This is a genomic window from Nocardia sp. SYP-A9097 (assembly GCF_009649815.1).
GTDB lineage: Bacteria > Actinomycetota > Actinomycetes > Mycobacteriales > Mycobacteriaceae > Nocardia.
This window is the reverse complement of the sequence record NZ_WJIC01000003.1, coordinates 172,507-197,821: the sequence shown is the minus strand read 5'-3', so window position 1 is coordinate 197,821 and position 25,315 is coordinate 172,507. Positions and strand designations below refer to the sequence as shown.

The 25,315-nt window shown below is 64.9% G+C and carries 28 protein-coding genes and 2 pseudogenes; 11 read left to right on the top strand and 19 right to left on the bottom strand.

Annotation, left to right across the window (positions count from 1 at the left end; all coding sequences use genetic code 11):
* Nucleotides 1-29 precede the first annotated feature (29 nt).
* Nucleotides 30-1,562 (bottom strand): alpha/beta hydrolase, encoded by a 1,533-nt coding sequence (locus tag GFY24_RS08220; RefSeq protein WP_153804391.1) that lies wholly within the window; start codon nt 1,560-1,562, stop codon nt 30-32.
* A 264-nt stretch (nt 1,563-1,826) separates the two neighbouring features.
* On the opposite strand from GFY24_RS08220, the gene GFY24_RS08215 reads away from it, so the two are divergent.
* A complete protein-coding gene (locus tag GFY24_RS08215; RefSeq protein ID WP_153804390.1) occupies nt 1,827-2,192 on the top strand; it encodes a hypothetical protein in 366 nt (121 codons plus the stop codon).
* Nucleotides 2,193-2,403: 211 nt separating this feature from the next.
* Nucleotides 2,404-2,742, top strand: a complete 339-nt coding sequence (locus tag GFY24_RS08210) for a DUF1214 domain-containing protein (protein WP_375336022.1) — start codon at nt 2,404-2,406, stop codon at nt 2,740-2,742.
* A gap of 54 nt (nt 2,743-2,796) precedes the next feature.
* On the opposite strand, the gene GFY24_RS08205 is transcribed toward GFY24_RS08210, so the two are convergent.
* From GFY24_RS08205 to GFY24_RS08195, 5 genes and pseudogenes are all read right to left on the bottom strand, one after another.
* Nucleotides 2,797-3,429, bottom strand: coding sequence for a response regulator transcription factor (locus tag GFY24_RS08205; protein ID WP_153804719.1), 633 nt, complete (start codon nt 3,427-3,429; stop codon nt 2,797-2,799).
* Nucleotides 3,420-3,845: a sensor histidine kinase gene (locus tag GFY24_RS08200; protein ID WP_228566097.1), complete on the bottom strand. Its 426-nt coding sequence runs from the start codon at nt 3,843-3,845 to the stop codon at nt 3,420-3,422. The genes GFY24_RS08205 and GFY24_RS08200 overlap by 10 nt, the downstream gene beginning before the upstream one ends.
* Nucleotides 3,829-4,038: a histidine kinase dimerization/phosphoacceptor domain-containing protein gene (locus tag GFY24_RS41710; protein ID WP_309230609.1), complete on the bottom strand. Its 210-nt coding sequence runs from the start codon at nt 4,036-4,038 to the stop codon at nt 3,829-3,831. The genes GFY24_RS08200 and GFY24_RS41710 overlap by 17 nt, the downstream gene beginning before the upstream one ends.
* Before the next feature lie 574 nt (nt 4,039-4,612).
* The gene (locus GFY24_RS41025; protein ID WP_194852812.1) at nt 4,613-4,855 is read right to left on the bottom strand and encodes a hypothetical protein; all 243 of its coding nucleotides are present in this window, start codon (nt 4,853-4,855) and stop codon (nt 4,613-4,615) included.
* Between the two features lie 5 nt (nt 4,856-4,860).
* Nucleotides 4,861-5,093 (bottom strand): annotated as a pseudogene (locus GFY24_RS08195) (L-histidine N(alpha)-methyltransferase); the annotation flags it as partial.
* 216 nt (nt 5,094-5,309) lie between these two features.
* Here GFY24_RS08195 and GFY24_RS08190 point away from each other — a divergent pair.
* Entirely contained in the window at nt 5,310-5,459 is a 150-nt protein-coding gene (locus tag GFY24_RS08190) for a hypothetical protein (RefSeq protein ID WP_153804388.1), read from the top strand.
* 130 nt (nt 5,460-5,589) lie between these two features.
* Here the strand turns inward: GFY24_RS08190 and GFY24_RS08185 are convergent, their stop codons facing one another.
* Nucleotides 5,590-6,213, bottom strand: a complete 624-nt coding sequence (locus tag GFY24_RS08185) for a hypothetical protein (protein ID WP_228566096.1) — start codon at nt 6,211-6,213, stop codon at nt 5,590-5,592.
* Nucleotides 6,214-6,476: 263 nt separating this feature from the next.
* On the opposite strand from GFY24_RS08185, the gene GFY24_RS08180 reads away from it, so the two are divergent.
* Nucleotides 6,477-6,887, top strand: coding sequence for a hypothetical protein (locus tag GFY24_RS08180; RefSeq protein WP_153804387.1), 411 nt, complete (start codon nt 6,477-6,479; stop codon nt 6,885-6,887).
* Nucleotides 6,888-7,662: 775 nt separating this feature from the next.
* Here the strand turns inward: GFY24_RS08180 and GFY24_RS08175 are convergent.
* Both GFY24_RS08175 and GFY24_RS08170 read right to left on the bottom strand, forming a co-directional pair.
* On the bottom strand, nt 7,663-7,830 hold the full coding sequence (locus GFY24_RS08175) for a hypothetical protein (protein WP_153804386.1): 168 nt from the start codon (nt 7,828-7,830) through the stop codon (nt 7,663-7,665).
* Nucleotides 7,831-7,865: 35 nt separating this feature from the next.
* Entirely contained in the window at nt 7,866-8,240 is a 375-nt protein-coding gene (locus GFY24_RS08170) for a BlaI/MecI/CopY family transcriptional regulator (protein ID WP_153804385.1), read from the bottom strand.
* 364 nt (nt 8,241-8,604) lie between these two features.
* Here GFY24_RS08170 and GFY24_RS08165 point away from each other — a divergent pair.
* Nucleotides 8,605-9,121, top strand: a pseudogene (locus GFY24_RS08165) (multicopper oxidase domain-containing protein); the annotation flags it as partial.
* Here the strand turns inward: GFY24_RS08165 and GFY24_RS08160 are convergent.
* Nucleotides 9,118-9,480: an ACT domain-containing protein gene (locus tag GFY24_RS08160; protein ID WP_153804384.1), complete on the bottom strand. Its 363-nt coding sequence runs from the start codon at nt 9,478-9,480 to the stop codon at nt 9,118-9,120. The pseudogene GFY24_RS08165 and the gene GFY24_RS08160 overlap by 4 nt on opposite strands.
* Before the next feature lie 153 nt (nt 9,481-9,633).
* On the opposite strand from GFY24_RS08160, the gene GFY24_RS08155 reads away from it, so the two are divergent.
* The 3 genes from GFY24_RS08155 to GFY24_RS08145 all read left to right on the top strand — a co-directional run bounded on the left by GFY24_RS08155 (nt 9,634) and on the right by GFY24_RS08145 (nt 11,605).
* Nucleotides 9,634-10,476 (top strand): TIGR02452 family protein, encoded by an 843-nt coding sequence (locus GFY24_RS08155; RefSeq protein WP_194852783.1) that lies wholly within the window; start codon nt 9,634-9,636, stop codon nt 10,474-10,476.
* Nucleotides 10,473-11,066 carry a DUF4291 domain-containing protein gene (locus tag GFY24_RS08150; RefSeq protein ID WP_153804383.1) on the top strand — a complete coding sequence of 198 codons (594 nt, stop codon included), beginning with the start codon at nt 10,473-10,475 and terminating at the stop codon, nt 11,064-11,066. The genes GFY24_RS08155 and GFY24_RS08150 overlap by 4 nt, the downstream gene beginning before the upstream one ends.
* 131 nt (nt 11,067-11,197) lie before the next feature.
* On the top strand, nt 11,198-11,605 hold the full coding sequence (locus tag GFY24_RS08145; RefSeq protein WP_153804382.1) for a hypothetical protein: 408 nt from the start codon (nt 11,198-11,200) through the stop codon (nt 11,603-11,605).
* A gap of 693 nt (nt 11,606-12,298) precedes the next feature.
* On the opposite strand, the gene tpiA is transcribed toward GFY24_RS08145, so the two are convergent.
* The 7 genes from tpiA to uvrC form a co-directional block, all read right to left on the bottom strand.
* Nucleotides 12,299-13,084 carry a triose-phosphate isomerase gene (gene tpiA / locus GFY24_RS08140; RefSeq protein ID WP_153804381.1) on the bottom strand — a complete coding sequence of 262 codons (786 nt, stop codon included), beginning with the start codon at nt 13,082-13,084 and terminating at the stop codon, nt 12,299-12,301.
* A gap of 3 nt (nt 13,085-13,087) precedes the next feature.
* A complete protein-coding gene (locus tag GFY24_RS08135; protein ID WP_153804380.1) occupies nt 13,088-14,335 on the bottom strand; it encodes a phosphoglycerate kinase in 1,248 nt (415 codons plus the stop codon).
* A gap of 5 nt (nt 14,336-14,340) precedes the next feature.
* A complete protein-coding gene (gene gap / locus GFY24_RS08130; RefSeq protein WP_309230608.1) occupies nt 14,341-15,360 on the bottom strand; it encodes a type I glyceraldehyde-3-phosphate dehydrogenase in 1,020 nt (339 codons plus the stop codon).
* 174 nt (nt 15,361-15,534) lie between these two features.
* Nucleotides 15,535-16,518: a DNA-binding protein WhiA gene (gene whiA / locus GFY24_RS08125; protein WP_067564519.1), complete on the bottom strand. Its 984-nt coding sequence runs from the start codon at nt 16,516-16,518 to the stop codon at nt 15,535-15,537.
* Nucleotides 16,509-17,555, bottom strand: a complete 1,047-nt coding sequence (yvcK, locus tag GFY24_RS08120; protein ID WP_153804378.1) for a uridine diphosphate-N-acetylglucosamine-binding protein YvcK — start codon at nt 17,553-17,555, stop codon at nt 16,509-16,511. The genes whiA and yvcK overlap by 10 nt, the downstream gene beginning before the upstream one ends.
* Nucleotides 17,552-18,502 (bottom strand): RNase adapter RapZ, encoded by a 951-nt coding sequence (rapZ, locus tag GFY24_RS08115; protein ID WP_153804377.1) that lies wholly within the window; start codon nt 18,500-18,502, stop codon nt 17,552-17,554. The genes yvcK and rapZ overlap by 4 nt, the downstream gene beginning before the upstream one ends.
* 171 nt (nt 18,503-18,673) lie before the next feature.
* The gene (gene uvrC / locus GFY24_RS08110; RefSeq protein ID WP_309230607.1) at nt 18,674-20,674 is read right to left on the bottom strand and encodes an excinuclease ABC subunit UvrC; all 2,001 of its coding nucleotides are present in this window, start codon (nt 20,672-20,674) and stop codon (nt 18,674-18,676) included.
* 170 nt (nt 20,675-20,844) lie between these two features.
* Between uvrC and GFY24_RS08105 the strand changes: the two genes are divergently transcribed.
* Nucleotides 20,845-21,054: a hypothetical protein gene (locus GFY24_RS08105; RefSeq protein ID WP_153804376.1), complete on the top strand. Its 210-nt coding sequence runs from the start codon at nt 20,845-20,847 to the stop codon at nt 21,052-21,054.
* A 116-nt stretch (nt 21,055-21,170) separates the two neighbouring features.
* Complete coding sequence (locus tag GFY24_RS08100) at nt 21,171-21,503, top strand: hypothetical protein (RefSeq protein WP_153804375.1); 333 nt, start codon at nt 21,171-21,173, stop codon at nt 21,501-21,503.
* A 269-nt stretch (nt 21,504-21,772) separates the two neighbouring features.
* On the opposite strand, the gene GFY24_RS08095 is transcribed toward GFY24_RS08100, so the two are convergent.
* Nucleotides 21,773-23,023: a DNA glycosylase AlkZ-like family protein gene (locus tag GFY24_RS08095; protein ID WP_309230606.1), complete on the bottom strand. Its 1,251-nt coding sequence runs from the start codon at nt 23,021-23,023 to the stop codon at nt 21,773-21,775.
* 80 nt (nt 23,024-23,103) lie between these two features.
* Here GFY24_RS08095 and GFY24_RS08090 point away from each other — a divergent pair, with 80 nt between their 5' ends.
* Nucleotides 23,104-24,768 (top strand): FAD-binding dehydrogenase, encoded by a 1,665-nt coding sequence (locus tag GFY24_RS08090; protein WP_153804373.1) that lies wholly within the window; start codon nt 23,104-23,106, stop codon nt 24,766-24,768.
* A gap of 47 nt (nt 24,769-24,815) precedes the next feature.
* On the opposite strand, the gene GFY24_RS08085 is transcribed toward GFY24_RS08090, so the two are convergent.
* Entirely contained in the window at nt 24,816-25,313 is a 498-nt protein-coding gene (locus GFY24_RS08085; protein WP_153804372.1) for a hypothetical protein, read from the bottom strand.
* Nucleotides 25,314-25,315: the final 2 nt, after the last annotated feature.

Genomic DNA, 25,315 nt, shown 5'->3' with positions numbered 1-25,315 from the left:
GGTGGTCGCCACCGGACCGCGAGTAGCCATCAGTCGGCGTGGCAGGTGAGATCGGTCGCGGGCAGAGCACCGTCGCGGAGATAGGTTTCGACCGCCTGGCTCACGCAGCTACTCGGGACGGTGAACGCGCCGTGCACGATGACATCTTGCAGTGTCACCAGCCGTGACGCGGTCATGGTGCGGTGCAGACCGACGCCTTCGCGGTATGCCGCGACCGGATCACCGGTGGCCTGCACGATGAGCACCGGCGTGCCGTTGTGCACGTCGGTATGTGGTTCAACGGGCTCGGGCCAGAACGCGCACGGGGAGATGTTGTTGACCAGTGGCCCGAATATCGGCTGGTCGGCGAGACTGGCTTCGACATTGCGCCAGTACCACGCGGGGTCGCGCGGCGCGCTGACATCACCGCACACCACAGCGGTCGAGGATTCCACCGATGCGACGGCGTCATCGGTTGTCGCGGTCAGCAATCCGCTCAGCGCCTGCTCCAGGTCGGCGCTGGGCTCGGCCAGCTGTCCTGCGGCGGCGTCCGCGAGCTGCCGGACAGCATTCGCCGCGTCGTCGAACCGGCGGGAATCGTGTAGATAGCCGAACAATACGGACGGTAGCCAATGCTCGTCCACGTCGTAGGCGCCGACCCGGATCGGTTGCCGGGCAGCCTGTTCGATCAGCCCGGACACTACCGCGCGAACATCGGTGCGAGTGGTTCCCAGCCGATACCGGTCGGCGCGGGCGGCGGTCCAGTCGGCCAGCGCGTCGAGCGCTTCCTCCAGCGGCGGTCCCTGATCCTGGATCATCACGTCGGGGCCGTAGCGCGCCGGATCGACTGCGCTGTCGAGCACCATCCGATCGGTGCGCTCGGGAAACATTTGTGTGTAGACAGCTCCCAGATAGGTGCCGTAGGACATTCCGAAATAGTTGATTCGTTCTTCGCCGAGCAGTCTGCGAATGAGGTCGATATCGCGTGCGGTATTGCGAGTGGTGATGTGGGGCAACATGCCGGAGTCGGCGGCCAGGCACCGCGCCGCCAAATCGGCTTGGGTAGAAACGGATTCGCCGAATCCGGCCGGGTCCGCTCCTGCTGATTGGAACGAGTCCCCGATCGACCATCCGCAGTGGATTGGCGTTGATCGGCCCACTCCTCGTGGGTCGAAACCGATCAGGTCGTAAAGCCCCCACGGATAGGACGGCGCCGCTCGGCCCAGTCGCACCGGCAAATCCAGGCCGCGGCCGCCGGGCCCACCCGGATTGGACAGCAGAATCCCTCGCCTGTGACTCGGATCGGTCGCCTGTACCCGGGAGATCGCGACGGAAATAGTGCGCCCCTGTGGCTCGGAATAGTCCAGCGGCACAGTCATATTCGCACAGTGCGCGCCGACTCCATCCAGAAGATCGCTCTCGCACGAACCCCATTCCAACCGTTGGTCGACCAAGCGGTCCAGCGCAGCGACAACGGGCGGATCCGTCGGTGCGGTTCTGGCGATACCGAATCCTGCCACGGAGCCGATCAGCACCACCGCGGCAAGCACCGGAACCCCGCCGCGCCAGTTCGCGATCGCCACCTTCGATCCTCGAAACTTCTTGCCCAACAGGATGTTTCCCCTTGCCGTCAGTTGATCGGTTACCTTCTCGGTCAGGTTATTCAGAAGGTGTATCTGTGCCCATCCGGGAAAACCCCGATTTCCGCCGGGCGGATACTTGCCAGCGCGCCCATGATTCAGGGTGCTTATGCGGGCAAATCCGGGGTTCACCCTGATGCGCGCCAAACCTCCTGTGCGACAAGCTGAATCCCGGGTCGGGACATTTGTCGATAAGGAGTTGTACACATGGCTCAACGGTTACTGGTCGGTCTGGGTGCTGCCGCTCTGATAGCCGCTGCGACTGGCGCGCTCGCCCCGGCGGCGAACGCCGCCGACTTGGCCGAAGGGGTGTCGTGCGATGATCGCAGCTGCCGCAACGACACCGATGACATCTACCGTGTGCAGGCCCGAGTGCGGTGCACCGGCACCGTTGGCCCACACGAGATCTCGATCTTCCTCGACAGCCACTCCACGCAGCACGTGAGTGCCTCATGTCCGGATGAGTGGCCCGGGACCGGTGGAATCATGAACTGGAACGATGTGAAGGGCATCGACTACCTGAGCGCCACGATCGACAACAGTAGCCGTCGCGCGGCTCCATCAGGATCCTGATTCCAGGTCTCTCGACAAACCAGCCCGAACTCATAGTCCGACACGGAGCGGCCGGTGGCCCAGGCATCACGCGCACATTGGCACAGGATGCCCGCCGGACGAGCCGTTGTCCTGCCGCAGCAGTCGGCGGGTTCGTTGTCCTGGCACCGGTCGGCGGCGGTGATGAGTACCGCGGCTATTGCACGCGTCTGTGCTGCGGTGGTCTCGATGAATCCACCGCCGGGAAACACCACATCGACGTTCGTATTGCGGTGCCCGCGGTAGTCGCTGGCCTGCACCTGCACCCCTGATCAATTCGCCGATGCTTCCTGACCTGAAGCCCGATGCGGACGGTGGCTACACGTTCTACGTGCAGCAGGAGTCGCCGGGAGCGGACAAGGAATCGAACTGGCTACCGGAGCCCGAGGGGCCCTTTGTCCTGATCAAGCGGCTCTACTGGCCCGATGAGGCGGCAATCAACGGGACCTGGAAGGCTCCGCTGCCACAACAGGTCGCCCGGTTCAGACGGGAAGCGTCTGGAGTCTGCGCTGACGGGCACCGTCGGATTTGATCTGTACTCGAGGAGACATCGGTGAATCCGATGCCTCCCCAACGCAATTCCGGACTAGCGGCTGAGGTAGGCCAGGACCGCGAGTACTCGGCGGTGGCCGCTGTCCTCGGCGGGGAGGTCGAGCTTGGCGAAGATATTGCCGACATGTTTGTGAATCGCGCGCTCGGTGACATGTAAGCGTTGAGCGATCTCGCCATTGGCATAGCCCTGGGCCATCAGTTCGAGGACTTCTCGCTCCCGGTCGGTGAGGGTGGTTACCGGATCGTGGCGGGTCATGAGCTGTTCGAGCACTTCCGGGTCCATCACGGTGCCGCCCGAGGCGACGTGTTGCAGGGTCCGCAGAAAGTCGTCGACACGTGCGACACGGTCCTTGAGCAGATAGCCCACGCCTCCGCCGCCGCGCAGCAGATCGCGCGCGTAACTGTGTTCCACGTACTGCGAGAAAACGAGCACGGGTTGACCCGGAAAGCGGGAGCGCACCTCGAGCGCCGCGCGGATGCCTTCATGACGGAAGGTCGGCGGCAGCCGTACATCGACAACGGTGACATCGGGGCGGTGTTCGGCGACCGCGGCGATGAACGAGTCGCCGTCCGCGGTGACCGCGGTGACCACGTGCCCCTCTTCGCGCAGGAGAAGTACAAGCCCTTGTGCGAGAACGACATTGTCCTCGGCGATCACTACTCGCATGGGCACGCCGCCCGCAGTACGGTCGGACCACCCAGCGGGCTGTCGACGGCGAGCACACCGTCGAGCGCCTCCAGCCGCCTGCGCATCCCGGCCACCCCCGTCCCCTTGGATTCATCGACACCGCCACGCCCATTGTCGTGGACTTCGACGGTGACGTATCCGCCTACCTTGCGAACATCCACGCGGGCGGTGGTCGCGCCGGAGTGACGTGCGGTATTGGTAATCGCCTCGGTGACTACGAAATACACTGCCGCTTCCACCGAAGCGGGTATGTCACCGGCGATCTCGACTTCCGCATGGGTCGGAACGGCGCAGCGCGCCGCGACAGCGGCGAGCGCACCGTCGAGGCCCTGGTCGGACAGGATCGGTGGGTAGGTCGTGCGCAAGACGGTCCGCAGGTCACTCGGCTTCGGCACCGTCGCGTGCCTGTTCCAGTAGCGGGCCCACTGCCGCGGGATCGCGTTTCAGCACGCGCATGGCCAAACCCAGTCGCATGGCGAGTCCGACCAGGTGGGCCTGAGTGCCGTCGTGCAGGTCGCGTTCGATGCGCCGCAGATCGGCGGTGTGCGCGTCGACCGCCCCGGAACTTCTCGGCCACCACAGACGCACTCTGTTGCGTGCAGATCCAGTCCTGGGGACCGTTCGCCGAGGGACGCAACAACCTGTTCACCGATCCCACCCGACCGCGGCCCCGATACGGTTCGTCGGCTCAGCAGCCGCGAACATAACTAGCCGATTAGCCGCACCCTGAGTCGAGAAATCGGCGGCAACAGCGTTGGCGCGCGCTCGCAACTCCTCGAGCGTAGGACTGTCAACAGCGTCGCGATCGCGGTGCGCCTGCCGAATCGCTGCCGCCAAAGGGGCCGGACTACGAGTCGACTTCTCGACATCCATCCACTCACGCCGAATCTGTGCGACCCGGGTACGAAGCACACTCACCCGCTGCGCCACCTCATTCAGGCCAGGATCAATCTGCTCTGTCATGGAACCCCTCGCCTGAGCACGACTGGGGTAGACAGGGTAATGATGAGAATCATCCAGCACGGCCAACGTTTTTGGGCACAAGTTCCCCAGTATCTGGGGCGTATTCCTTTGTGGTAGAGCAGCTTCCGTGATGTCCGCGATAGCGACCGGTTCGGAGCGTAGCCAATGGTGAACCGCAGCCCACTGTCGGCGGTGCCGTCTACAAACTGCTCCGATGAACTCCGGTGCGGTGGGCGAATGCTTGAAGCCCGGTCAGCATCTCTGCTCCGGGTTGCCGCAGCAGGCTCAGGGTTATCTGCTGCATGGGTTTGCGGTAACGGACTTCGTCCGGGGCGATTCGTTCGGCCGCTAACAGCGCACGGTAGCTCTGCTCGAGCTTCCCCCATTGATCGAAAGCTCGGGCGATGTCGGCCCAGTATCGTGCGCGCCGCTCGGCTGACACGATGGTGCGATATGCGCGAAAACATCTGGATCGAAGTCGGTCGCGCAGCCGAGTATTCAACACATGCAACACGTTTCGGTTGAATTCGGAGGTGACGCCGGTCCGTCGTCGTACGCGGGGACCATCACCGCCGGCTCGCTCACCAGCCCGCCGCCGAGCAGCAGTTGCTCGCCCGGCTCAGCACCTCATGAATGCCGGCCAGCATCTCGGCACGCTCGGCGGGTATCAGAACACCCAAATACGACACCCAGCCACGGACGTGCGGGTTCAAGTCCCGCCGCGCACGCTGAACGTTGTTGCACTGCAACACTTTTCATTCAGACAATACTCAAAGGTGCTGGTAAACCGGGCCTTATCGGATCTCATTCAACATGAAATCCGTTTCAAGGCCCACGGTGCGTAGACCGTACACCGCAGTCCGCGTACCAGCCGCACAAACCCACAGCTAAGTCGCTTGACCTCAGCTGCGCTGGATCGGTTGCAGTCCAGCCCGCTCTACCCACTGGTCACCGATCACGTCGCCGGGCTGCTCGCCCTCCTCGCCCCAGTCATCTCCGCCGCGGCCACACCGGCAGTGGGATGCTGGGTCTACACGAGCAGATAGCCGGGCGTGGGACCTTTGTTCAACGGCCGATGCATCACCACCAGATCGTCCTCGTAGATCACCTCTGCGTGCCCGAGGCATGAGATATCCGGCCGGGAGTCCGCACTCCGCAGCCGAATGTCTCATGATGTCAAACCATCTCGGGCACGCGCAGGTGAGCGAAACCCAGTCTGAACTCCGCCACCTCGAGAATCTCGGCACCGATACTTTGGGTCGATGTGGTCCTGATCCGCTCCGCCAGTTCGCGACTGCTCTCCAACTCCTCGCGGCTTGCCCAGACGGTCGAGCCCACCCCTCGGCCAGTTGCCCGGTCAACGAACAGACTGGCACTGCGGAATCCTTCGATCTTCTCGAGCTGCGGCAGCAGACTTGTCTTGAACGTGTCGATCATCCGGTCCATCCGAGCGGGATCGATCTGTAACCATGTGCACCGGGTGCAAGCTCTTTCGCCGGCCAGGTGATCGCGGTGCATGACCACAACCTCCCATTCGTCGACCTTCTCGACCGGCCCGTTGAGCATCTGGGCCAGACCGTCGCGCAATGGTTGGACGCGCAGGCTGCTGGCACGCATCGCGGCCTCGGACTCCCACGCAGTTGTGGCGATGCAGTGCCCCGTTGCCCTGTCCACCATCAGCGAGAGGCCAACCCACCCTTCGAGCTCGGGCAGATTCGACATCAGCTCATCGCGGAGGTATGCGATCCCGCTGTCGATCGACGACGGCTGGGCCGCAATTTTGCTTGAACGTGCGTACACGGGTCACCTCCTACCCGTAAGGGCGGCGCCCCGGTGGGCACCACCGGACATATCCACCTTCCTCCACGGTGACCGACCGCACAATGCCTCATGGCGGGCATGCCGGTCGCAGGGCGGTCCTCGCAGGCTTCTACAACTTGCAGCCGAGGTAGTCGGCTACGCATGTTCCGAGATGATCATCGGTGTCGGACTTGATTCGGGTGCGATTGCGGGACTTGGTCGGCGCCGTCCGGCCGCCAACGCGCACGGAAAAAGAGGGCGTCATGACCATCAAGGGTTCGTTCACTGTCATTGCCGCATCCGTCTTGATCCTCGGCTTCGCAGGATGCGGGGTGGCGTCGGCCGGGGTCGATCCCCCGGTAGCGGGGACAATGGCGAAAGGCTTCGGCTCGGAAATGTCAGTGGGCAGCGTAGAGCTCGCTGGATCCTGTATCAGCCCATTGGGCGAACAAGGGGTAATGGTCGGCGTGACCCCGGGGTGGGGGACAGACGTCGGAGTTTTGCGCGTCATGCCGACCGGTGGCCACCCGAATCCCCGGGCACACGCCCCCGCATACGCCGATATCGGCACCCAACTCGCTGGCCGACTGGTATCCGAGCAACGCACCACCAACGGAGCGGTGCTCGTCCCCCGCAAGGGTATGCAACCGCGATCGGCGGCGCTGCCACGGTGACAGTCGACTACCCCATGAGCGGCGCGGTTACCCTTGCCCAGGCCGGAGTGAAAGCACTCAGGAACAACCTGGACCCCGTCGCCGGTGCTCTCGACGAAATCCGCACCTGCGCAACAGGATCCATCTGTTTGTGGAACCAATTCGGGAACTCCTCCGAACCAGCCGTACTGGGAGACGTCGGGAGCCACCTCGTCGACGTGTCGGACTGTAAAACCTTCGTCCGCCAGGTAGCGGCACGGTTCCAGCGGCGGAGACCGAACTCAGCCTCGGAGCGAAGCTTGTCAGAGTGCTCGAGAGAACTGGATTCAACGATGCTGTGAAGTCGTTCGGGAAGCTCCTCCTCGAAAACACCGAAGTGTGGCTGCGCTGAACACCGGGGAGAAGCACTCGGCTGGCGCGAGGGCGCCCTCGGTGAAAGCTGTTGCGCAGTCGAGTGATTCGCTGCTATGAATGGCGGGGTTTCACTCGGGGGTTCGGATGGATTCATCAGCGGTGGCGGCGACCGCGGCCGTCATTACGCTCTTGGCTGCGGCACTGCGCGGCCGGGGATTTCGTCGCGGCGTACGACGACAGCATCGACACCGGAGAACGCGGCGAACCCCCGTTCGATGCGTGAGAGCATCCGTGTGCGCTTGACCGGTTGTGGCGGACGTGCGGGTTCAAGTCCACGCTCGCAAGCGAATTCGAAACCAAACGACGGGATGTAGGAATCACTATCGGCAGATTCACCCGGGGCGCGAGCGTGGTCATCGCGCCGGCCATCGGCGCGGGCGCGCTACTGGCGGCACCGGCGACGGCCGCACCCCTGACACCTGCGTCCGGCCATGGCGCGATTCAGCACGGCGGCAATGGAAATGGCGACGGTCACGGCAATGGCTCCTGTAACGGCGGAAACCCGCGGCACGGCCATGGCAATACGCACGATCCACGGGGCGACAGTCATCGCGACAGGATCCCGCCGCGACATGCCGGCTGAACTCAGGAGCGCTTGCCCCCGGTGAGCTTGCGCAGGGCGGCGCGCAGACCCTCGGATTCCTCGGCGCTCATCTGCTCCACGAAATGCGCGAGCACCAGTTCGGAGCGGCCGCCGCTGCCCAGGGCCTCGCGCATCAGTCGGGCGCTGTACTCCTCGCGACTCAAAGTCGGCCAGTAGGCGTATGCCTTGCCGACGCGTTCGCGTTCCAGCCAGCCTTTGCGATGCAGGTTGTCCATGGTGGACATGACGGTCGTGTAGGCGATTTCGCGTTCGGCGGCCAGGCCGTCGAATACCTCACGGACGGTTGTCTTCTCGAGGCGGTCCCAGATCCGTTCGATCACGACCGCTTCCAGTTCACCGAAGCCTCGCGCACCCATGCGTCTCATCTCCTCATCTCACGGCGCCGTACACACCGTGTCGGGGCCTGATGTCCTGGTGCGTGGTACCTGATCGTAGGGGGACGCCCGTACCTGCTCAAGCCGTCGTCCACCGGTCCGCAGCCGCATGCCCTCACATACGTTCTACGTACGTAGACAGTAGTATCGTGCACCTGGGGTGCGATCGGCGCAACTGGACAGGAGAAATCATGTCGGCCAGGCAATGCCCCCCATCGGCCGCGCTGAGCCGGCGCGGATTCCTCGCGATCGCCGCCGGCGCGAGCCTACTCGGCGCATGCGCGAAGAACAGCGCGAGCAGCCCGGTGGAGCCGGGATCGGAAGCCGTACGACATGCCGAGGACGCGCGCCGGGCAACCGGTTCCGGTATGAATTCACCGCACCCGATGCGGGCACCTACTTCTTCCACCCGCACGTGGGGGTGCAGCTGGATCGCGGGTTGTACGCGCCACTGATCGTCGAAGACCCCGCGGATGGGCGCGACTATGATCTGGAAGCCGTTGTGGTGCTGGATGATTGACTCGACGGCGTGGACGGGCGGGATCCCGATCGGGAACTGGCGCGGCTGCGGGCCACCGGTATGGACGAGATGAATATGGGCGGGTATCACCGAGGGACAACGCGTCCGGCTGCGGTTCATCAACAAGTCGATGATGTATCACCCCATGCATCTGCACGGGCACACCTATCAGGTCGTCAACCCCGCTGGAAACGGGCCGCGCAAGGACACCTCGATCGTGCTGCCCATGCAGACCGTCGAGGTCGACTTCGACGCGAACAATCCCGGACAGTGGATGATGCACTGCCACAATATCTATCACGGTGAATCCGGGATGATGGCGGTCGTGTCGTATGTGAGTTAGTCGGCGATGCGGTGCCCGGCCTCGCGTAGCACCGTCGACGCCTCCTCCAGGCGATGATCCGGCACCAGCACCAGATCGGCGTGATAGGTCGAGGCCACGAACACCGGAATGGCGGAGTCGGCGAGCGGGCCGATCAGCGCCGCCAGCATGCCGGGTTTGTCCAGGTTGTGCGGGCCGTCACCGTAGATGCCCTTCCAGCGCTCACCCTCCACCCAGCCCGGGGCCTCGCGAATCACGGTGAGGCCCTCCGGCGCTCGCACCAGCGCGATCCAGTCGTCGTCCTCCGGGAAGGTGGAGTTCGGCAGATGCTCCACCACGAACTGTGACGGGACGATGCGCAAACGCTGGCGGGCGGTCATGGCTTGCATCGTAGAGGCGGGCACCGACTGATTCGCGGTGCGCGTCGACGAAAAGGGGTGCGTGGTCGGCACCACCGGGCGGAAAGCTAAGATTTAGTAGATATGACCAAAATTCAGGTGACGGCTGCGGACATGGCCCGTACGGTCTGAGCCATGAGCAGTAGTCCCAGGTGCATGGCCGCGCAGAACGAGGAGATCGCGGATAACGGCGGCTATCGGACGACCAGCGGCGTCGAGGTCGATATTCGCGCGGCACTGGCGGCCGCGCGGGCCGGAACCGTCTCGTACACACCAGAAGACACCTTCGACGGTGGCGTACGCGGAGCCTTCGACGGGGTGGCCGAGGTCACCGCCGAAGGGAGTATCGAGGCGGCGCGGCGGTTGTACGTGGACGGCGGTGCGGCGGTCGGCGTGCTGAATTTCGCGTCGGCGCGCAATCCCGGTGGCGGGTATCTACGCGGGGCGCGGGCGCAGGAGGAGGATCTGTGCCGCAGCGCGCTACTGTATCGATGCCTGCTCGAAGCACCCGATTACTATGCGGCGCACCGCGATTCCAGCGATCTGCGATACAGCCATCGGGTGATCTTCGCGCCCGATGTGCCGGTGATTCGCGGCAGGCGCGGCGAACTGCGGGCCGACCCGTATCCGGTGTCGTTCCTGACCTCGGCGGCGCCGAATGCCGGTCAGCTGAACCTTCATGCGGGACATCCGGTTTCGATTCGCGAAATCCTGAATGAGCGCGCCGAGAAGGTGATTGCCATTGCCGCGCGGCACGGCATCCGCGATCTCGTTCTCGGCGCGTGGGGTTGCGGTGTATTCCGAAATGATCCCGCCGAGGTCGCCGCGGCCTTCGAACACGCCCTGGGCATTTACGGTGCGGCCTTCGACCGCGTGGTCTTCGCCGTCTGGGATCGCTCGGCCGTCTCCCCCAATCGCACCGCCTTCGAGGCCCGATTCCCCTCCCCCACACCACAATCCAGCATAGAAAGCCGATGACGAACAATTTCGAGATCAGGGCCGATTACGACCGCGACAGCATTGTCGTCTATCAGGCGTACGGCGAGCAGATCGCCGGACCGGCGGTGGCGGCGCAACGGTTCGTGCCGCCGTTCTCCACCAATCGCATGACATGGATCAAACCGTCGTTCCGCTGGCTCATGCACCGCAGCAATTGGGCTCGCAAGCCCGGGCAGGAACGCATTCTCGCGGTGCGTATTTCGCGCGCGGGATGGGAGCAGGCGCTCGGGCAGGCGGTGCTCACCAGCCCGGAGCGGCGGGTGTATGCCGATGCGGTCGAATGGCGAAAGTTGTTCGCGCACGCGGTGGTTCATGTGCAGTGGGATCCGGAGTATTCACTGCGCGATGCCAAGCTGGACCATCGCAGCATTCAGGTGGGGCTGTCCCGGCACATTATCGAGAGTTATGTCCAGGACTGGACATTGGAGATCCGCGATCTGACGCCGTTGGTGCACAAGATGTCCGCGCACCTGCGCGCGGGACATGCCGAGCGTGCGAAGGCACTCCTGCCTCCGGAGCGGCCGTACCCCTTGAGCACGGAGCTCGCCGGTCGGATCGGCGCGGCCTGAACTCGAGCGAAAGCACCACGGCGTGAGCACGCGCCGATTACCCTGCGAAACACTTCATTTTCAGATATTTGATGTGGGTCGCGGCGAGCATCGGATGCGCGGCCGCGGATCCGCCGGAAGGACCCCGCTCCATGCGTAAATCCCTGTGGGTCAATGGTATTGCCCTCACCGCCGCCGCCCTGATGAGCGCCGCCGGACCGGCTTCGGCCACCGTCGCGGACTCCATGGGCTACGACTCCACCTTCAAAGTCGGCGTCGATATCAAGCCCGGTGTCTACACCACGACCACCGCCGCCACCATCTGCGCGTGGGCGCGACTCTCGGCCATCACCGACGACCTCAGCGCCGTACTGGAGAGTGGCGGCGCGATCAACGGCAAAGTCACCGTCGAGATCAAGCCCGGCGATATCGCATTCTTCACCACCGGCTGCGGAACCTGGAAACTCCAGACCACCACCAGCATCAACACCGGCTCCCTGGGCAGCGGCTCCGCGGGAAGCGGCTCGGGCGGCAGCGGCTCCGGCACCGGCTCTTCCTAGCGAGTATCAAGATCACCAGGAGCTGACGGCGCGATTCCGCGAGAAATCGCAACCCTCAGCTCCTGGTGATCATCCGACTCGCAAGCGATCTCGGTCCAAGTCCACCCCGCCCCGGTGCGCTCACCCCGATGGACGCTCATAGCGCCCGCATAAATCTGATTGGGATTGTCCGGCGCAACCGTCAGAAACCAGTCATACCGCGACCGAGCAGTACGCACACCAGGCGGCAATCGCTGTGCGGTCCAAACGTTTCGGGCCCGCCGCCACAGATACGCGGTCGGATTCCCCTCGGCATCGAAGGGCCCACCCGTCCCCCACACATAAGCGATAGCCGGATCGGTAGGCGCAATCGCCACCACCAGCCGAGTGAACCGCCCCGGACTCCCCTGCAGCCGTTCGGCCACGAAAGTCCTTGCGCCGTCAATGGATCGCCACACCCCATCAACACTCGCCACCAGAACCTCCCCGCAGCCGAGCGCCAAAGACCAGCCGCGCCCCGAACGCCGCTCCGTCTCACCGCAGTCAGATCCATCGATCTCGTTCATCGGCACCCCACACGCCATCAGTAGCTATGCATGAAGCCTATCGACGCCCGACCCCCAAACCTTACGAACGTGTACGCCATCCCCGGTGGACCGAATGACGAAGGGCCGGACATCCATTCGGATGTCCGGCCCTTCGAGGGTGAAACCGTTACGGCAGGGGGCCGCCGGCGGCGATGGCTGAGAGGGTGGCGAATTCGTCGCCCTTCAGGGAGGCGCCGCCTACGAGGGCTCCGTCGATGTCGGTTTGGCCGACGAGTTCGCCTACGTTCTTGGCGTTGACCGAGCCGCCGTAGAGGATGCGGACTCCTGCTGCCACTTCGGGATTCGCCAGGTCGGCGAGTTCCTTGCGGATGGCGCCGCAGACTTCTTGGGCGTCTGCGGGGGTGGCTACCTTGCCGGTGCCGATGGCCCAGACGGGCTCGTAGGCGATGACCACCTTGGAGATTTCCTCGGCGGTCAGGCCCTTCAATGAGCCGCGGAGCTGTTCGAGGTTGTACGCGACATGGGTTTTGGACTCGCGGACGCCCAGGCCCTCACCGATGCAGACGATCGGGGTGATGCCGTATTTGAGCGCCTGCTTGGCCTTGGCCAGGACCGTCGAATCGTTCTCCAGGTGGTACTGGCGACGCTCCGAGTGACCGACCACCGCGTAGGTGCAGCCCAGCTTGGCCAGCATGGAACCGCTGATCTCGCCGGTGTAGGCACCCTCGTCGTGGGTCGAAACATCCTGCGCGCCATAGGTGAGCAGCAGGCGGTCGCCCTCGATGAGGGTCTGCACGCTGCGCAGGTCGGTGAACGGCGGGATCACCGTGACATCGACCTTCGCGAAGTACTTCTCGGGCAGGGCGAAAGCGATCTTCTGCACCAGAGCGATGGACTCCAGGTGGTTGAGATTCATCTTCCAGTTGCCCGCGATCAAAGGCTTACGTGCCATTGCTCAGTCCTCCAGAACCGAAAGGCCGGGAAGTTCCTTGCCCTCCAGGTATTCCAGTGACGCACCGCCACCGGTGGAGATATGCGAGAAACCGTCATCCGGCAGGCCGAGCGAACGCACGGCCGCGGCCGAATCGCCGCCACCGACCACGGTGAACGCGCCCTTGCCGGTGGCGACCACGATCGCCTCGGCAACGCCACGGGTACCGGCCGCGAACTGCTCGAACTCGAACACGCCCATGGGACCGTTCCAGAACACCGTCTTGGCCTCGGTCAGCAGCGCACCGAACCGAGCGGTGGACTCCGGACCGATATCCAGACCCATCCAGCCTTCGGGAATCTCGTTGGCGGGCACCACCTTCGACTCCGCGTCGGCCGCGAACTTGTCGGCGACGACAATGTCGCGCGGCAGGTGGATCACGTCCGCGAACTTCTCCAGCAGCTCCTTGCAGGTGTCGATCATCTCTTCCTGCAGCAGCGAACCGCCGACCGGAAGTCCTTGCGCCGCAAGGAAGGTGAAGCACATGCCGCCACCGATGACGAGGGTGTCGACCTTCGGCGCGAGCGCCTCGATGACCGCCAGCTTGTCCGAGACCTTGGAACCGCCGAGCACGACCGCGTACGGACGCTGCGAATCCTCGGTGAGCTTGCGCAGCACCTCGGTCTCGGCGGCAACGAGCTGACCGGCGTAGTGCGGCAACACCTTTGCCACGTCGTAGACCGACGCCTGCTTGCGGTGCACGACACCGAAACCGTCGGAGACGAACGCACCGTCATCGCCGACCAGCTCGACCAGCGCCGCGGCCAGCTTGGCCCGCTGCGCATCGTCCTTGCTGGTCTCACGCGGATCGAAGCGAATGTTCTCCAGCAGCAACACATCACCGTCGGTGAGGCCCTCGGACCGCGCGAGCGCGTCCTGGCCGACCACATCACCGGCGAGCTGCACATTGCGGCCCAGCTCCTCGGCGAGACGCGCGGCCACGGGAGCCAGCGACAGCTTCGGATCCGGCTCACCCTTCGGGCGGCCCAGATGCGCGGTCACAACCACTTTCGCGCCGGCCTCGGCCAGCGCTTTGATGGTCGGAGCCGACGCGATGATGCGGCCCGGATCGGTGATTACGCCGCCGCTTGCGATCGCTTGCGGGTCGCTCGAAACAGGAAAGTCGAGGGGAACGTTCAGGTCGGAGCGCACGAGCACGCCCCGACCCTCGACACCCTCGTTCAGCAAATCTGCGAGTGTCTTGATCGCCATTGCGCTTACAGGGACTTACCGACGAGACCGATGAGGTCCGCCAGACGGTTGGAGTAGCCCCACTCGTTGTCGTACCACGAGGCGACCTTGACCTGCTTGCCGATGACCTTGGTCAGCGGCGCGTCGTAGATCGAGGAGTACGAGTCGCCGACGATGTCCGAGGAGACGATCGGATCGTGGTTGACCCGCAGGATGCCCTTCATCGGACCATCCGCGGCGGCCTGCATGGCGGCATTGATCTCGTCGATGGTGGCGGCCTTGGCCAGATCCACGGTGAGGTCGGTGATCGAACCCGTCGGGACCGGCACGCGCAGCGCGTAACCGTCCAGCTTGCCCAGCAATTCGGGGAGCACCAGGCCGATGGCCTTGGCCGCACCGGTACCGGTGGGCACGATGTTCAGCGCGGCGGCGCGGGCACGACGCATATCGGAGTGCGGCGCGTCCTGCAGGTTCTGGTCCTGGGTGTACGCGTGCACGGTGGTCATCAGACCACGCTCGATACCGAAGGAATCGTTGAGCACCTTGGCAATCGGGCCGAGGCAGTTGGTGGTGCAGGACGCGTTCGAGATGATGTTCTGCGAACCGTCGTACTTATCGTCGTTGACGCCCATCACGATGGTGATGTCCTCACCCTTGGCGGGCGCGGAGATGATGACCTTCTTGGCGCCGGCCGCGATGTGGCCCTTCGCCTTGGTCGCGTCGGTGAAGATACCGGTGGACTCGACAACCACGTCGACACCCAGGTCGCCCCAGGGCAGCGCCGCCGGACCTTCCTTGATGGCGAGGGCCTTGATGCGCATATCGCCGACCACGATGGTGTCATCGCCATCCAGCGAGACATCCTGCGGCAGCCGGCCGAGGATCGAGTCGTACTTGAGCAGGGTCGCCAGCGTCGCATTGTCGGTGAGGTCGTTGACCGCGACGATTTCGATGTCAGTGGTGCCGAGCGCCTTCTGCGCTTCGACGGCCCTGAAGAAGTTGCGTCCGATACGACCGAAGCCGTTGATGCCTACCCGGACAGTCACGTTATCGCTCCTCAGCTTTCAAGCGGATCGTTTTCCGTTGGTGTTCCCACCCTATCGCCGTAACAGAAACGTCACGGACACGCCCCACCTCACCTGTGCGGGCAGGACTGGTTGGTTCGCTTCCAGTTACGGCTGAGGCACCGTACCCCAGGGATACGGTGCCTCAGTACGCATTCACGCCTCTTCGAGGAGTTCTGCCGTCACGGCGGATTCGGTGTCCGGGACGCCCAATTCCTTTGCGCGGCGGTCCGCCATCGACAACAGGCGTCGAATGCGGCCTGCCACAGCGTCTTTCGTCATCGGAGGATCGGCGAGTTGGCCGAGTTCCTCCAGCGACGCCTGACGGTGCAGCACGCGCAGTTTGCCCGCGGCGGCCAAATGATCGGGCACATCGTCGGCCAGTATTTCCAATGCTCGCTCCACACGAGCGGCGGCGGCTACCGCTGCCCGGGCCGAACGACGCAGATTCGCGTCGTCGAAGTTCGCGAGGCGGTTGGCCGTCGCGCGGACCTCGCGGCGCATGCGCCGCTCCTCCCACGTGAGCCTGGTGTCCTGCGCACCCATGCGGGTGAGCAGCGCCCCGATGGCCTCACCATCGCGCACCACGACGCGATCGGTGCCGCGCACTTCCCGCGCCTTGGCCGAGATGCCCATCCGGCGAGCCGCACCGACCAGGGCCAATGCGGCCTCCGGTCCCGGGCAGCTGACCTCCAGTGCGGAGGAGCGGCCCGGTTCGGTGAGCGAACCGTGCGCGAGAAACGCTCCGCGCCAAGCCGCTTCGGCGTCACCGATGCTGCCGCCGACCACCTGCGCGGGTAGACCCCGCACCGGACGGCCGCGCACATCGAGCAAACCGGTCTGGCGCGCGAGCGCCTCGCCTTCCTTGGAAACCCGTACGACGTACCGGGAGGTTTTGCGAAGCCCGCCTGCACCCAGGACGTGCACATCGGAGCCGTAGCCGTACAGCTCGAAGATCTCACGACGCAGTCGGCGCGCGATGGAACCCATGTCCACCTCGGCCTCAACGATCACTCGACCACCGACGATGTGCAATCCACCGGCGAACCGCAGTAGCGCGGACAGTTCCGCCTTGCGCGAACTCACCTGTGAAATGGTGAGTCGGCTCAGCTCGTCCTTCACTTCCGCTGTCATCGCCACGAGACGCGCTCCTTTCCACCCAACCCGGACCGCACATGTTGGCCCATATGCCGTCCTTCGACTCGAAGCCCTGCTGATTCCGGCCGAGGTTGCCGGATCACCTGATCCAGTGCGGCGGCAAGCTTTCCGGGGTGGTGCCGGTCCGTCCCGGCCTCGGCGACATCAGCGAAGGTTACTCGTGCTCGCAGCTGTTCGGCAGCTCTTGCCACATGTTCGCGCTCCCTACCCTCGGGTACGGATCCGGAATCCACCAAAACATGGTCGACCGTGAAATCCGGTGCGTGCTGGGACAATACATGTAGGTGGCGTTCCGCGGAGAATCCGGCCGTTTCGCCCGGTTCGGCAGCGAGGTTGAGCACCAACACTTTCCGCGCCCGAGTGTGCAGCAGAGCTTCGTGCAAATCGGGCACGAGGACGTGTGGAATCACGCTCGTGAACCAGCTGCCGGGGCCGAGCACAACCACGTCCGCATGCTCGATTGCCGAGGTAGCCTCGCCGCAGGCGGGCGGATCCGACGGAATCAACCGCACCCGGCGCACCTTGCCCGGCGTGGTCGCCACCGCCACCTGACCGCGAATACAACGGCTCACCCGGGGGTCGCCCTCCAGGCCCGCCACATCGGCTTCGATGGTCAAAGCGATGGGCGACATGGGCAGCACGCGACCCGTGACGCGCAACAGTTTTCCCGCTTCGTCAAGTGCCGCAACGGGATCCCCGAGCTCCTCGGTGAGACCCGCCAAAATCAGGTTGCCCACCGAATGCCCGGCAAGCGCACCGGTCCCGCCGAAGCGGTGTTGCAGCGTCCGCGCCCAGATGCCGTCGGACTCCTCGGCCAAGGCCGCCAACGCCATTCGAAGATCACCGGGCGGCAGCATGCCGAGCTCGGCCCGCAGCCGTCCGGAGGACCCACCGTCATCGGCGACCGTCACCACCGCCGTGATCTTACGGGTCAGCCGTCGTACCGCCGTCAGCGTCGCATACAGACCGTGTCCACCGCCCAGCGCGACAAACGCCGGGTTCGTCTCGCGCGCACTCATTCCCGCCCCAAATCCCGGTGCACCACGCGCACAACGTCTCCCGATCCGTTGTTCGCGCCGGCGCCGAGTAATTCACCCAGCGCCTCCGCTATTGCCACACTGCGGTGCTTACCGCCCGTGCAGCCCACTGCCACGGTCATGTATCGCTTCCCCTCTTGGCGGTAGCCCTCGGTGGTGAGATCGATGAGGTGGCGGCCGGTACCCAGATAATCCTGGGCACCCGGACGCGACAGCACATACTCACTGACCGCGGCATCCTGTCCGGTCTGTTCGCGGAGTTCCGGCACCCAATGCGGATTGGGCAGGAAACGCAAATCCAACACCATGTCGGCGTCGAGCGGTACTCCGTACTTGAAACCGAACGATTGGATTGTTAATTGGAGGGCGGTCGGGGTGGCCCCGCCGTACGCCTCCTCCAGCTTTCGGTGCAGCTGGTGAATCGATAGTGCGGTGGTGTCGATAACCAGGTCGGCCGCGGTCTTGACCGAGGCAAGACGCGCACGCTCGGCGGCGATACCCGCGGTCAGCGTGCCGTCGGCGCTTTCGCTCTGCAGCGGATGACGACGCCGGGCGAACCCGTATCGACGGATCAGAACATCGTCGGATGCCTCCAGGAAGAGAATGCGGGTACGCACGCCCGCAGAGCGCAATTGTTCGGTGACCGCCGAAAGATTTCCGGTGAAGAAGCGACTGCGCACATCCATCACCATCGCGAGTTTGCGAATGGGTGGATCGGCGCTTTCGCCCAATTCGACCATCCGGCCGATCAACTCGGGCGGCAGATTGTCGGCCACGTAGTAGCCCAGATCCTCGAGCACCTTTGCCGCAGTACCACGGCCCGCCCCGGATAAACCGGTGACTATGACCACCTCGACCGGTTGCTCACCGCTCTCGGTTCCACTGCTCTGGTTTGCGACCGCACTGCTGCTGGCTTCGACGCGCGTCATGTCCTACCGGGTTCGTCTCTGGGGGTCCCTCGATCATCCTGCACCGATACCCGAAACCGGCGCAGGCGCACGCTCGAGGAGAGACACAGCTGTGATTCTCCCTCCCGACCTGCACTGACGGCGTGTCGCGCAACACGCTCTCGGCGTGTCGCGTGAATGCCGAGGAGTGACCTAGTCGGTGTGCAAAGCAGTGAGAACCGCTTTGGCCGTGGCCACCCCGATGCCCGGGACCTCGGTGATCTGCTCCACCGTAGCCTCCTTCAGCTTGGCGACCGACCCGAAGTGCGTCACCAATGCCGTTTTTCGGGTTTCGCCCAGGCCGGGGACGGTGTCCAGCACCGAGGCGGTCATCCGGCGCGAACGTTTGCTGCGATGGAAGGTGATGGCGAAACGGTGCGCCTCGTCGCGCACGCGCTGCAGCAGATATAGCGCCTCACTGGTGCGCGGCATGATGACCGGATCCGGCTCATTGGGGACCCAGACCTCTTCGAGCCGCTTGGCCAGGCCGATGACCGCGACATCGGTGATGCCGAGTTCGTCCAGGATCTCGGCGGCGGCATTCACCTGCGGGGCACCACCGTCGACCACGTACAGGTTGGGCGGGTAGGCGAAGCGGCGCGGCTTGCCGGTCTTGGGGTCGATCCCGGGCAGGCTGGATTCGGTTGCGTCCGAATCGGATTCGGCGAGCTCCGCGGCCTCGGCGGCATCGAGGTCGCGACGCAGTTTGGCGAAGCGGCGGCGGGTCACCTCGGCAATGCTGGCCACATCGTCGGAGCGGCCGTCGCCGGCGGCCTCCTTGATGGCGTAGTGCCGGTACTCGGACTTGCGGGCCAGGCCGTCCTCGAAGACGACCAGGGAGGCCACCACATCGGTGCCCTGCACGTGGCTGATGTCCACGCACTCGATACGCAGCGGGGCGCTGTCCAGATCGAGGGCGTCCTGGATCTCCTGGAGCGCGGCCGAGCGGGCGGTGAGATCGCCTGCGCGCCTTAGCTTATGCCGTTGCAGCTCCTCCTGGGCATTGCGCTGCACGGTCTCGGCGAGGGCCTTCTTGTCGCCGCGCTGGGGAACGCGCAACTGCACGGCGGAACCGCGAATCCCGGACAGCCACTGCTGCGCCGCTTCGGCATCGCGCGGCAGAGCCGGCACCAGAACCTCGCGCGGCACCACATTGCCGGGCTGCTCCTCGCCCGACTGCTCGGCCAGGGTCGACTGCTCACCGTAGAACTGGGTGAGGAACTGCTCGACCAGGGCGGGCACTTCGCCGCCGGCCTCGACCTCGTCGATGGCATCGCCGGATTTGTCGACCACCCAGCCGCGCTGACCGCGCACGCGGCCGTTGCGGACGTGGAAGATCTGCACGGCGACTTCCAATTCGTCTATGGCGAAGTCGATTACGTCGGCATCGGTGCCGGTGCCGAGCACCACGGCCTGCTTTTCGAGGGCGCGGCGCAGGGCCTGCACATCGTCACGTAGCCGGGCGGCGGTTTCGAAGTCGAGCTCCTCGGCAGCGGAGTGCATCTTCTTCTCCAGCTCCTTGACCAACCGGTCGGTCTTGCCGGAGAGGAAGTCGCAGAAGTCCTCGACAATCTGGCGGTGCTCATCGGCGTTCACGCGGCCGATGCACGGCGCGGAGCACTTGTCGATGTAGCCGAGCAGGCAGGGGCGGCCAATCTGACTGTGCCGCTTGAAGACTCCCGCCGAACAGGTGCGCACGGGGAACACTCGCAGCAACAGGTCGAGAGTCTCGCGAATCGCCCAGGCATGCGCGTACGGGCCGAAATACCGGACGCCCTTCTTCCGTGCGCCGCGATAGACGAACACCCGCGGATACTCCTCATTGAGGCTCACCGCCAGCACCGGATACGACTTGTCGTCCCGATAGCGCACATTGAAGCGCGGATCGAATTCCTTGATCCAGTTGTACTCGAGCTGCAGCGCCTCGACCTCGGTGGAGACGACCGTCCACTCCACGCTGGCCGCGGTGGTCACCATCTGCCGAGTGCGCGGATGCAGGCCCGAGACATCCGCGAAATATGAGTTCAGCCTGCTGCGCAGACTTTTCGCCTTACCGACATAGATGACCCGCTTATGGACGTCCCGGAACTTGTAGACACCGGGCTCAACAGGAATCGTCCCCGGCGCGGGCCGGTACGTCGAAGGATCAGGCACGCTCCCAGATTAACGATTCCCTCCGACAGCCCGCCCGCGCCCGCTGCTGACCAATCCGGCGAACCCGACACGACAGTCGTGTAGGACCGCGCCACGCCGTCGGGCTCATCCGCGAGAGCGTCGGCACCGAACGTACCGGCAAGATCACCGAACCAGAGGGGAGCAGTGCCATGATTCGCCTTCGCCTTCGACGCCGGTCGCTTGCGATCGGAGCCGCGTTGACCTTGGCCGCCGCCGCACTGGTGGCGGTGTCCGTCCCGGCGACCGCCGAGTCGGCCGACGGAACCATATTCGTCTACGGGGACTACCTGATTCACGAATCGACCGTGCTGGTCTGCGGCGGCCAGGTGGTGTCCGAACCCGCGGTTCTGGTCGCATAGGCGCGCCACGCCGAGGACCGCCGCGCGCGTGTTCCCGCATCTCGGCACCGCGCGAGGCCAGTATGGGTGCGCACAGTCATCGAACGATCTGTCCACGCACAAGGGGAGTATTGAAGATGAAAGAGCAGCACCGCCGGTCGTTCGGCATCGGCTCGGCCCTGAGCCTGGGAGCCGCCGCGCTGGTCAGCATTGCCGCCCCGGCCGCACACGCCGACGCGCCCTGCCGCATCGACCGTACCCTCGACACGGCGACCTACACCTGTCCGGAAGGCATGTGGTACGCCGCCGTCGTCGAGTGCCTCGGCACCCGCCAGGTCGGCAACGGCGTCCAAACCCCCATCTACATCGTGGGCGACTCCCCCCGCCCCCTCATCCCCATGACCATCGAATGCAATGGCGACGGCAAGAGGGGCATCGTCCTCAACGCCTACACGGACGGCCCCTTCTGAGTTAGCCGCCCCCGTCATTCCGGCGCGCTTTTGGCCGGAATCCACCGAGACCCGTTGCCGCGCTTCGGGTGTGGATCCCGGCCAAAAACATGCCGGGATGACGGAAGCCCTCATCCCGGATGATGGGCCGAGATCGCCTACCTGCTGCTATGAAACCCGTCATCCCGGCGTGGTTGTGGCCGGGATCCACACTTGCGGGACTCCAACAGGTTTCGATCGATTCCGGCCAAGGGTGCGGCGGCTTTCGCCTGGCAGCTGCCGCTTCGCGGTCAGGCGCTGACGCGGACGCGGGCCGCCTTGGACAGAGCCGAGGTGAGGTCACCGCGGGTACCTACCTCCAAGGTGTCCAGCTCGAGCCAGTCTGCCATTTCGCGAAGTGCCGCAGCAAGTTCGGATGCCACGTACGCCTCGTCGTGGCCGGGTTCGAGGAATGCTCCGGGTACTCGGAGGACGCCGGTGGTGCGATCCGCGCGCAGGTCGACTCGGCCGACGATCTCTCCATCCAGCAGGAATGGGAAGACGTAGTAGCCGTGCACGCGTTTGTGTTCGGGGGTGTAGATCTCTATGCGGTAGTGGAAATCGAAGAGGCGCTCGGTGCGGGCGCGGAAGAAGATCAGTGGGTCGAAGGGGCAGAGTAATGCCGCGCCGGTGACTCGGCGTGGGGTGCGGGCGGCCGTGTGCAGGTAGGCGGGTTTGTCCCAGCCTTCGACGGCGACCTGCTCCAACTCCCCCGCCGCGATGAGATCGGCTATGGCGGGTTCGGTTTGGACTCGGGTCAGGCGGTAGTAATCGCGTAGGTCGGTTTCGGTGCCGATGCCGTGGGCGGACGCCGAGCGGCGGACGAGTTGGCGGATCGCGTCCGCTTCATCGAGTTCGCGGGCGCAGACCTCGGCGGGGAGAACGCGTTCGGTGAGGTCGTAATGGCGTTGGAAGCCAACGCGTTTGGGGACCGACAGCTCACCCGAGGCGAAGAGTTGTTCGCAGACCACCTTGGTCTCGCTGTAGTTCCAGCCCCAATGGTCCTTGGCGCGTGGGCGATCCAATTCGAGGTGCTTCTCGATCTCACCGGCGGTGCTGGGGCCGAATTCGCGGACCACGCTCAGCACCTCGTCGGCGAGCTTCTCATCGCGGTGCCGACCGAGTCCGGCCCAACGGCCGTGCCGGTACTTCACCATCCGCCAGCGCATAAGGGGCCAATCCTCCACCGGCAGCAATGCGGCCTCGTGTGCCCAATATTCGACCAGCTTGCGCGGGCGGCGCGCGGAATCGCTCCACGACATCTCATCGAGCAGGGCGCGATCGTATGCCCCGATCCGGCTGAACACGGGTGTGTAGTGCGCGCGCACCACCGCCGATACCGAATCGATCTGTAGCAGCTTGGTGTTGTCGAGCACCTTGGCCAGCGCACGGCGGGTGGGCGGACCGCTCGGGCGGGCGGTGGCGAAGCCCTGCGCGCCCAGGGCTATACGACGCGCCGCGGCGACGGTCAAAGCAGCAGATCCATTCGAGGAAATCGGCACAGTGGAACCATGCCATGTCCCACCGACAACCAAGTTCGATACAGTCATGTATCGAACTTCTACGAACCGAGGAATTGGGCATGATCGAGAATCCGGATGTCATCGTCGTCGGCGCCGGTCTGGCCGGCCTCGTCGCGACCCACGAACTGGTCAAGGCCGGGCGCCGGGTACTGGTGGTGGATCAGGAGAACCGCGCCAATCTGGGCGGGCAGGCGTTCTGGTCGCTCGGCGGCCTCTTCTTCGTGGACAGTCCGGAGCAGCGCCGTCTCGGAGTGAAGGACTCCGTGGAGCTGGCCATGCAGGACTGGCTGGGCTCCGCGGGCTTCGACCGCGAGGACGAGGACCACTGGGGCCGCCAATGGGCGCGCGCCTATGTGGAGTTCGCGGCCGGCGAGAAGCGGCAGTACCTGCACGATCTGGGGCTGCGGGTGACCCCGCTGGTCGGCTGGGCCGAGCGCGGTGGCGAATTCGCCGATGGGCACGGCAATTCCGTGCCGCGCTTCCACCTCACCTGGGGTACCGGGCCGGAGGTGGTGCGGGTATTCCTGGAGCCGGTGCTGGCGGCCGAGCAGCGCGGGCAGGTCGGTTTCGCCTTCCGGCATCGCGTGGATGAACTGGTGGTCACCGACGGCACGGTCACCGGCGTACGCGGCAGCGTGCTGGAGCCTTCCGAAGAGGCGCGCGGTGTCGCCTCATCGCGAAATATTGTGAGCGACTTCGAACTTGCCGCCCAGGCCGTGATCGTCACCTCCGGCGGAATCGGCCACAATCACGATCTGATCCGCCGCAACTGGCCGGTCGATCGCCTCGGCCCGTGCCCGGAACACATGATCTCGGGCGTGCCCGCGCATGTGGACGGGCGCATGCTCGGCATCACCGAGGCCGCCGGCGGACGCATCGTGAACCGGGATCGTATGTGGCACTACACCGAAGGCATTCACAACTGGGATCCGATCTGGCCCGATCACGCCATTCGCATCATCCCGGGGCCGTCGTCACTGTGGTTCGACGCCAATGGAAAGCGTATGCCCGCACCGTGTTTCCCCGGTTTCGACACCAATGCCACTATGAAGCAGATTCTTTCGACCGGATACGACTATTCCTGGTTCATCCTGGACCAGTCGATCATCGAGAAGGAGTTCGCGCTTTCGGGCTCGGAGCAGAATCCCGATATCACCGGCAAGGACCTCAAGCTCACACTCAAGAGCCGAGTGGCCAAGGGTGCGCCGGGTCCGGTGGAGGCATTCAAGCAGCACGGGGTGGATTTCGTGGTCGCCGATACCCTCGCGGATCTCATCGCGGGCATGAACAAGATCACCCGCGGGCCGCACCTGGACCCTGCCGATATCGAACGCCAGATCGTGGCTCGCGACCGCGATACCGAGCACAAGTACAGCAAGGACGGCCAGCTCATGGCCATCGGCAATGCGCGCCGGTACCTGGGTGACAAGCTGGGCCGGGTCGCCACGCCGCACAAGATCCTGGACCCCGCGCACGGGCCGCTCATCGCGGTGCGGCTCAATATCCTGACCCGAAAGACGTTGGGCGGCTTGCAGACCAACCTCGACTCACAGGTCATGCGCCCGGACGGGACCGCCTTCCCCGGGCTGTACGCCGCGGGTGAGGTCGCCGGATTCGGCGGCGGTGGCGTGCACGGCTACAACGCGCTGGAGGGTACCTTCCTGGGCGGGTGCATCTTCTCCGGCCGCGCCGCCGGACGAGCGCTGGGCCGCAGCTTGAAGTGATCGGAAGTGCCTGCCGCCCAGTCGAATGTGTGGGCGGCAAGCATCGATCAGGCGGCTACGAACCAGCGGTAGCAGTCGCCGCGCAGCAGTAGCGCCAGCACGATTCCCGATGTCATCACACCGAACAGCACGGCGAAAGGCCCGACCCCCGTGGGCATTTCGGCCGATACCAGCGTGAAGACGCCGTAGAACGCCTGCAGGCTGGCCAATCCCAGCGCGGCCACCCAGACCCACTGCGAGCGCAACCCGAAAAACAGTGCCACACCGCCGGTTACCCATGCGGCCAAGAAATGACCGGTGCTGCCCAGTACCCCACCGAACCCGCTGGTCGCCCCCAGCAGTACATGCAGCAACGCGAATCCCGCCGCGGCGAAAGCGGCGTATTGAGTTTCCCGCACCTTTGCGGGCACATCGATCTCGGAACTATTACGGCGGACCGTTCGCAGTATCTCTGCGAATCGCTCGAAAATCGTGGCAGGAACACTGTTCCCGGCACTTGTCGGCGAGATATCCATCTCGTCGACCACAGCCGACTGCGAACTCACAG

Excerpts from the sequence above, each read along its gene's own strand:
- GFY24_RS08215 (WP_153804390.1), top strand. The coding sequence starts at position 1,827 with ATGGCTCAACGGTTACTGGTCGGTCTGGGTGCTGCCGCTCTGATAGCC.
- GFY24_RS08205 (WP_153804719.1), bottom strand. The coding sequence starts at position 3,429 with ATGCGAGTAGTGATCGCCGAGGACAATGTCGTTCTCGCACAAGGGCTT.
- GFY24_RS08180 (WP_153804387.1), top strand. The coding sequence starts at position 6,477 with ATGACCATCAAGGGTTCGTTCACTGTCATTGCCGCATCCGTCTTGATC.
- GFY24_RS08175 (WP_153804386.1), bottom strand. The coding sequence starts at position 7,830 with ATGACTGTCGCCCCGTGGATCGTGCGTATTGCCATGGCCGTGCCGCGG.
- GFY24_RS08170 (WP_153804385.1), bottom strand. The coding sequence starts at position 8,240 with ATGGGTGCGCGAGGCTTCGGTGAACTGGAAGCGGTCGTGATCGAACGG.
- GFY24_RS08160 (WP_153804384.1), bottom strand. The coding sequence starts at position 9,480 with ATGACCGCCCGCCAGCGTTTGCGCATCGTCCCGTCACAGTTCGTGGTG.
- GFY24_RS08155 (WP_194852783.1), top strand. The coding sequence starts at position 9,634 with ATGAGCAGTAGTCCCAGGTGCATGGCCGCGCAGAACGAGGAGATCGCG.
- GFY24_RS08150 (WP_153804383.1), top strand. The coding sequence starts at position 10,473 with ATGACGAACAATTTCGAGATCAGGGCCGATTACGACCGCGACAGCATT.
- GFY24_RS08145 (WP_153804382.1), top strand. The coding sequence starts at position 11,198 with ATGCGTAAATCCCTGTGGGTCAATGGTATTGCCCTCACCGCCGCCGCC.
- tpiA (WP_153804381.1), bottom strand. The coding sequence starts at position 13,084 with ATGGCACGTAAGCCTTTGATCGCGGGCAACTGGAAGATGAATCTCAAC.
- GFY24_RS08135 (WP_153804380.1), bottom strand. The coding sequence starts at position 14,335 with ATGGCGATCAAGACACTCGCAGATTTGCTGAACGAGGGTGTCGAGGGT.
- yvcK (WP_153804378.1), bottom strand. The coding sequence starts at position 17,555 with ATGAGTGCGCGCGAGACGAACCCGGCGTTTGTCGCGCTGGGCGGTGGA.
- rapZ (WP_153804377.1), bottom strand. The coding sequence starts at position 18,502 with ATGACGCGCGTCGAAGCCAGCAGCAGTGCGGTCGCAAACCAGAGCAGT.
- GFY24_RS08105 (WP_153804376.1), top strand. The coding sequence starts at position 20,845 with ATGATTCGCCTTCGCCTTCGACGCCGGTCGCTTGCGATCGGAGCCGCG.
- GFY24_RS08100 (WP_153804375.1), top strand. The coding sequence starts at position 21,171 with ATGAAAGAGCAGCACCGCCGGTCGTTCGGCATCGGCTCGGCCCTGAGC.
- GFY24_RS08090 (WP_153804373.1), top strand. The coding sequence starts at position 23,104 with ATGATCGAGAATCCGGATGTCATCGTCGTCGGCGCCGGTCTGGCCGGC.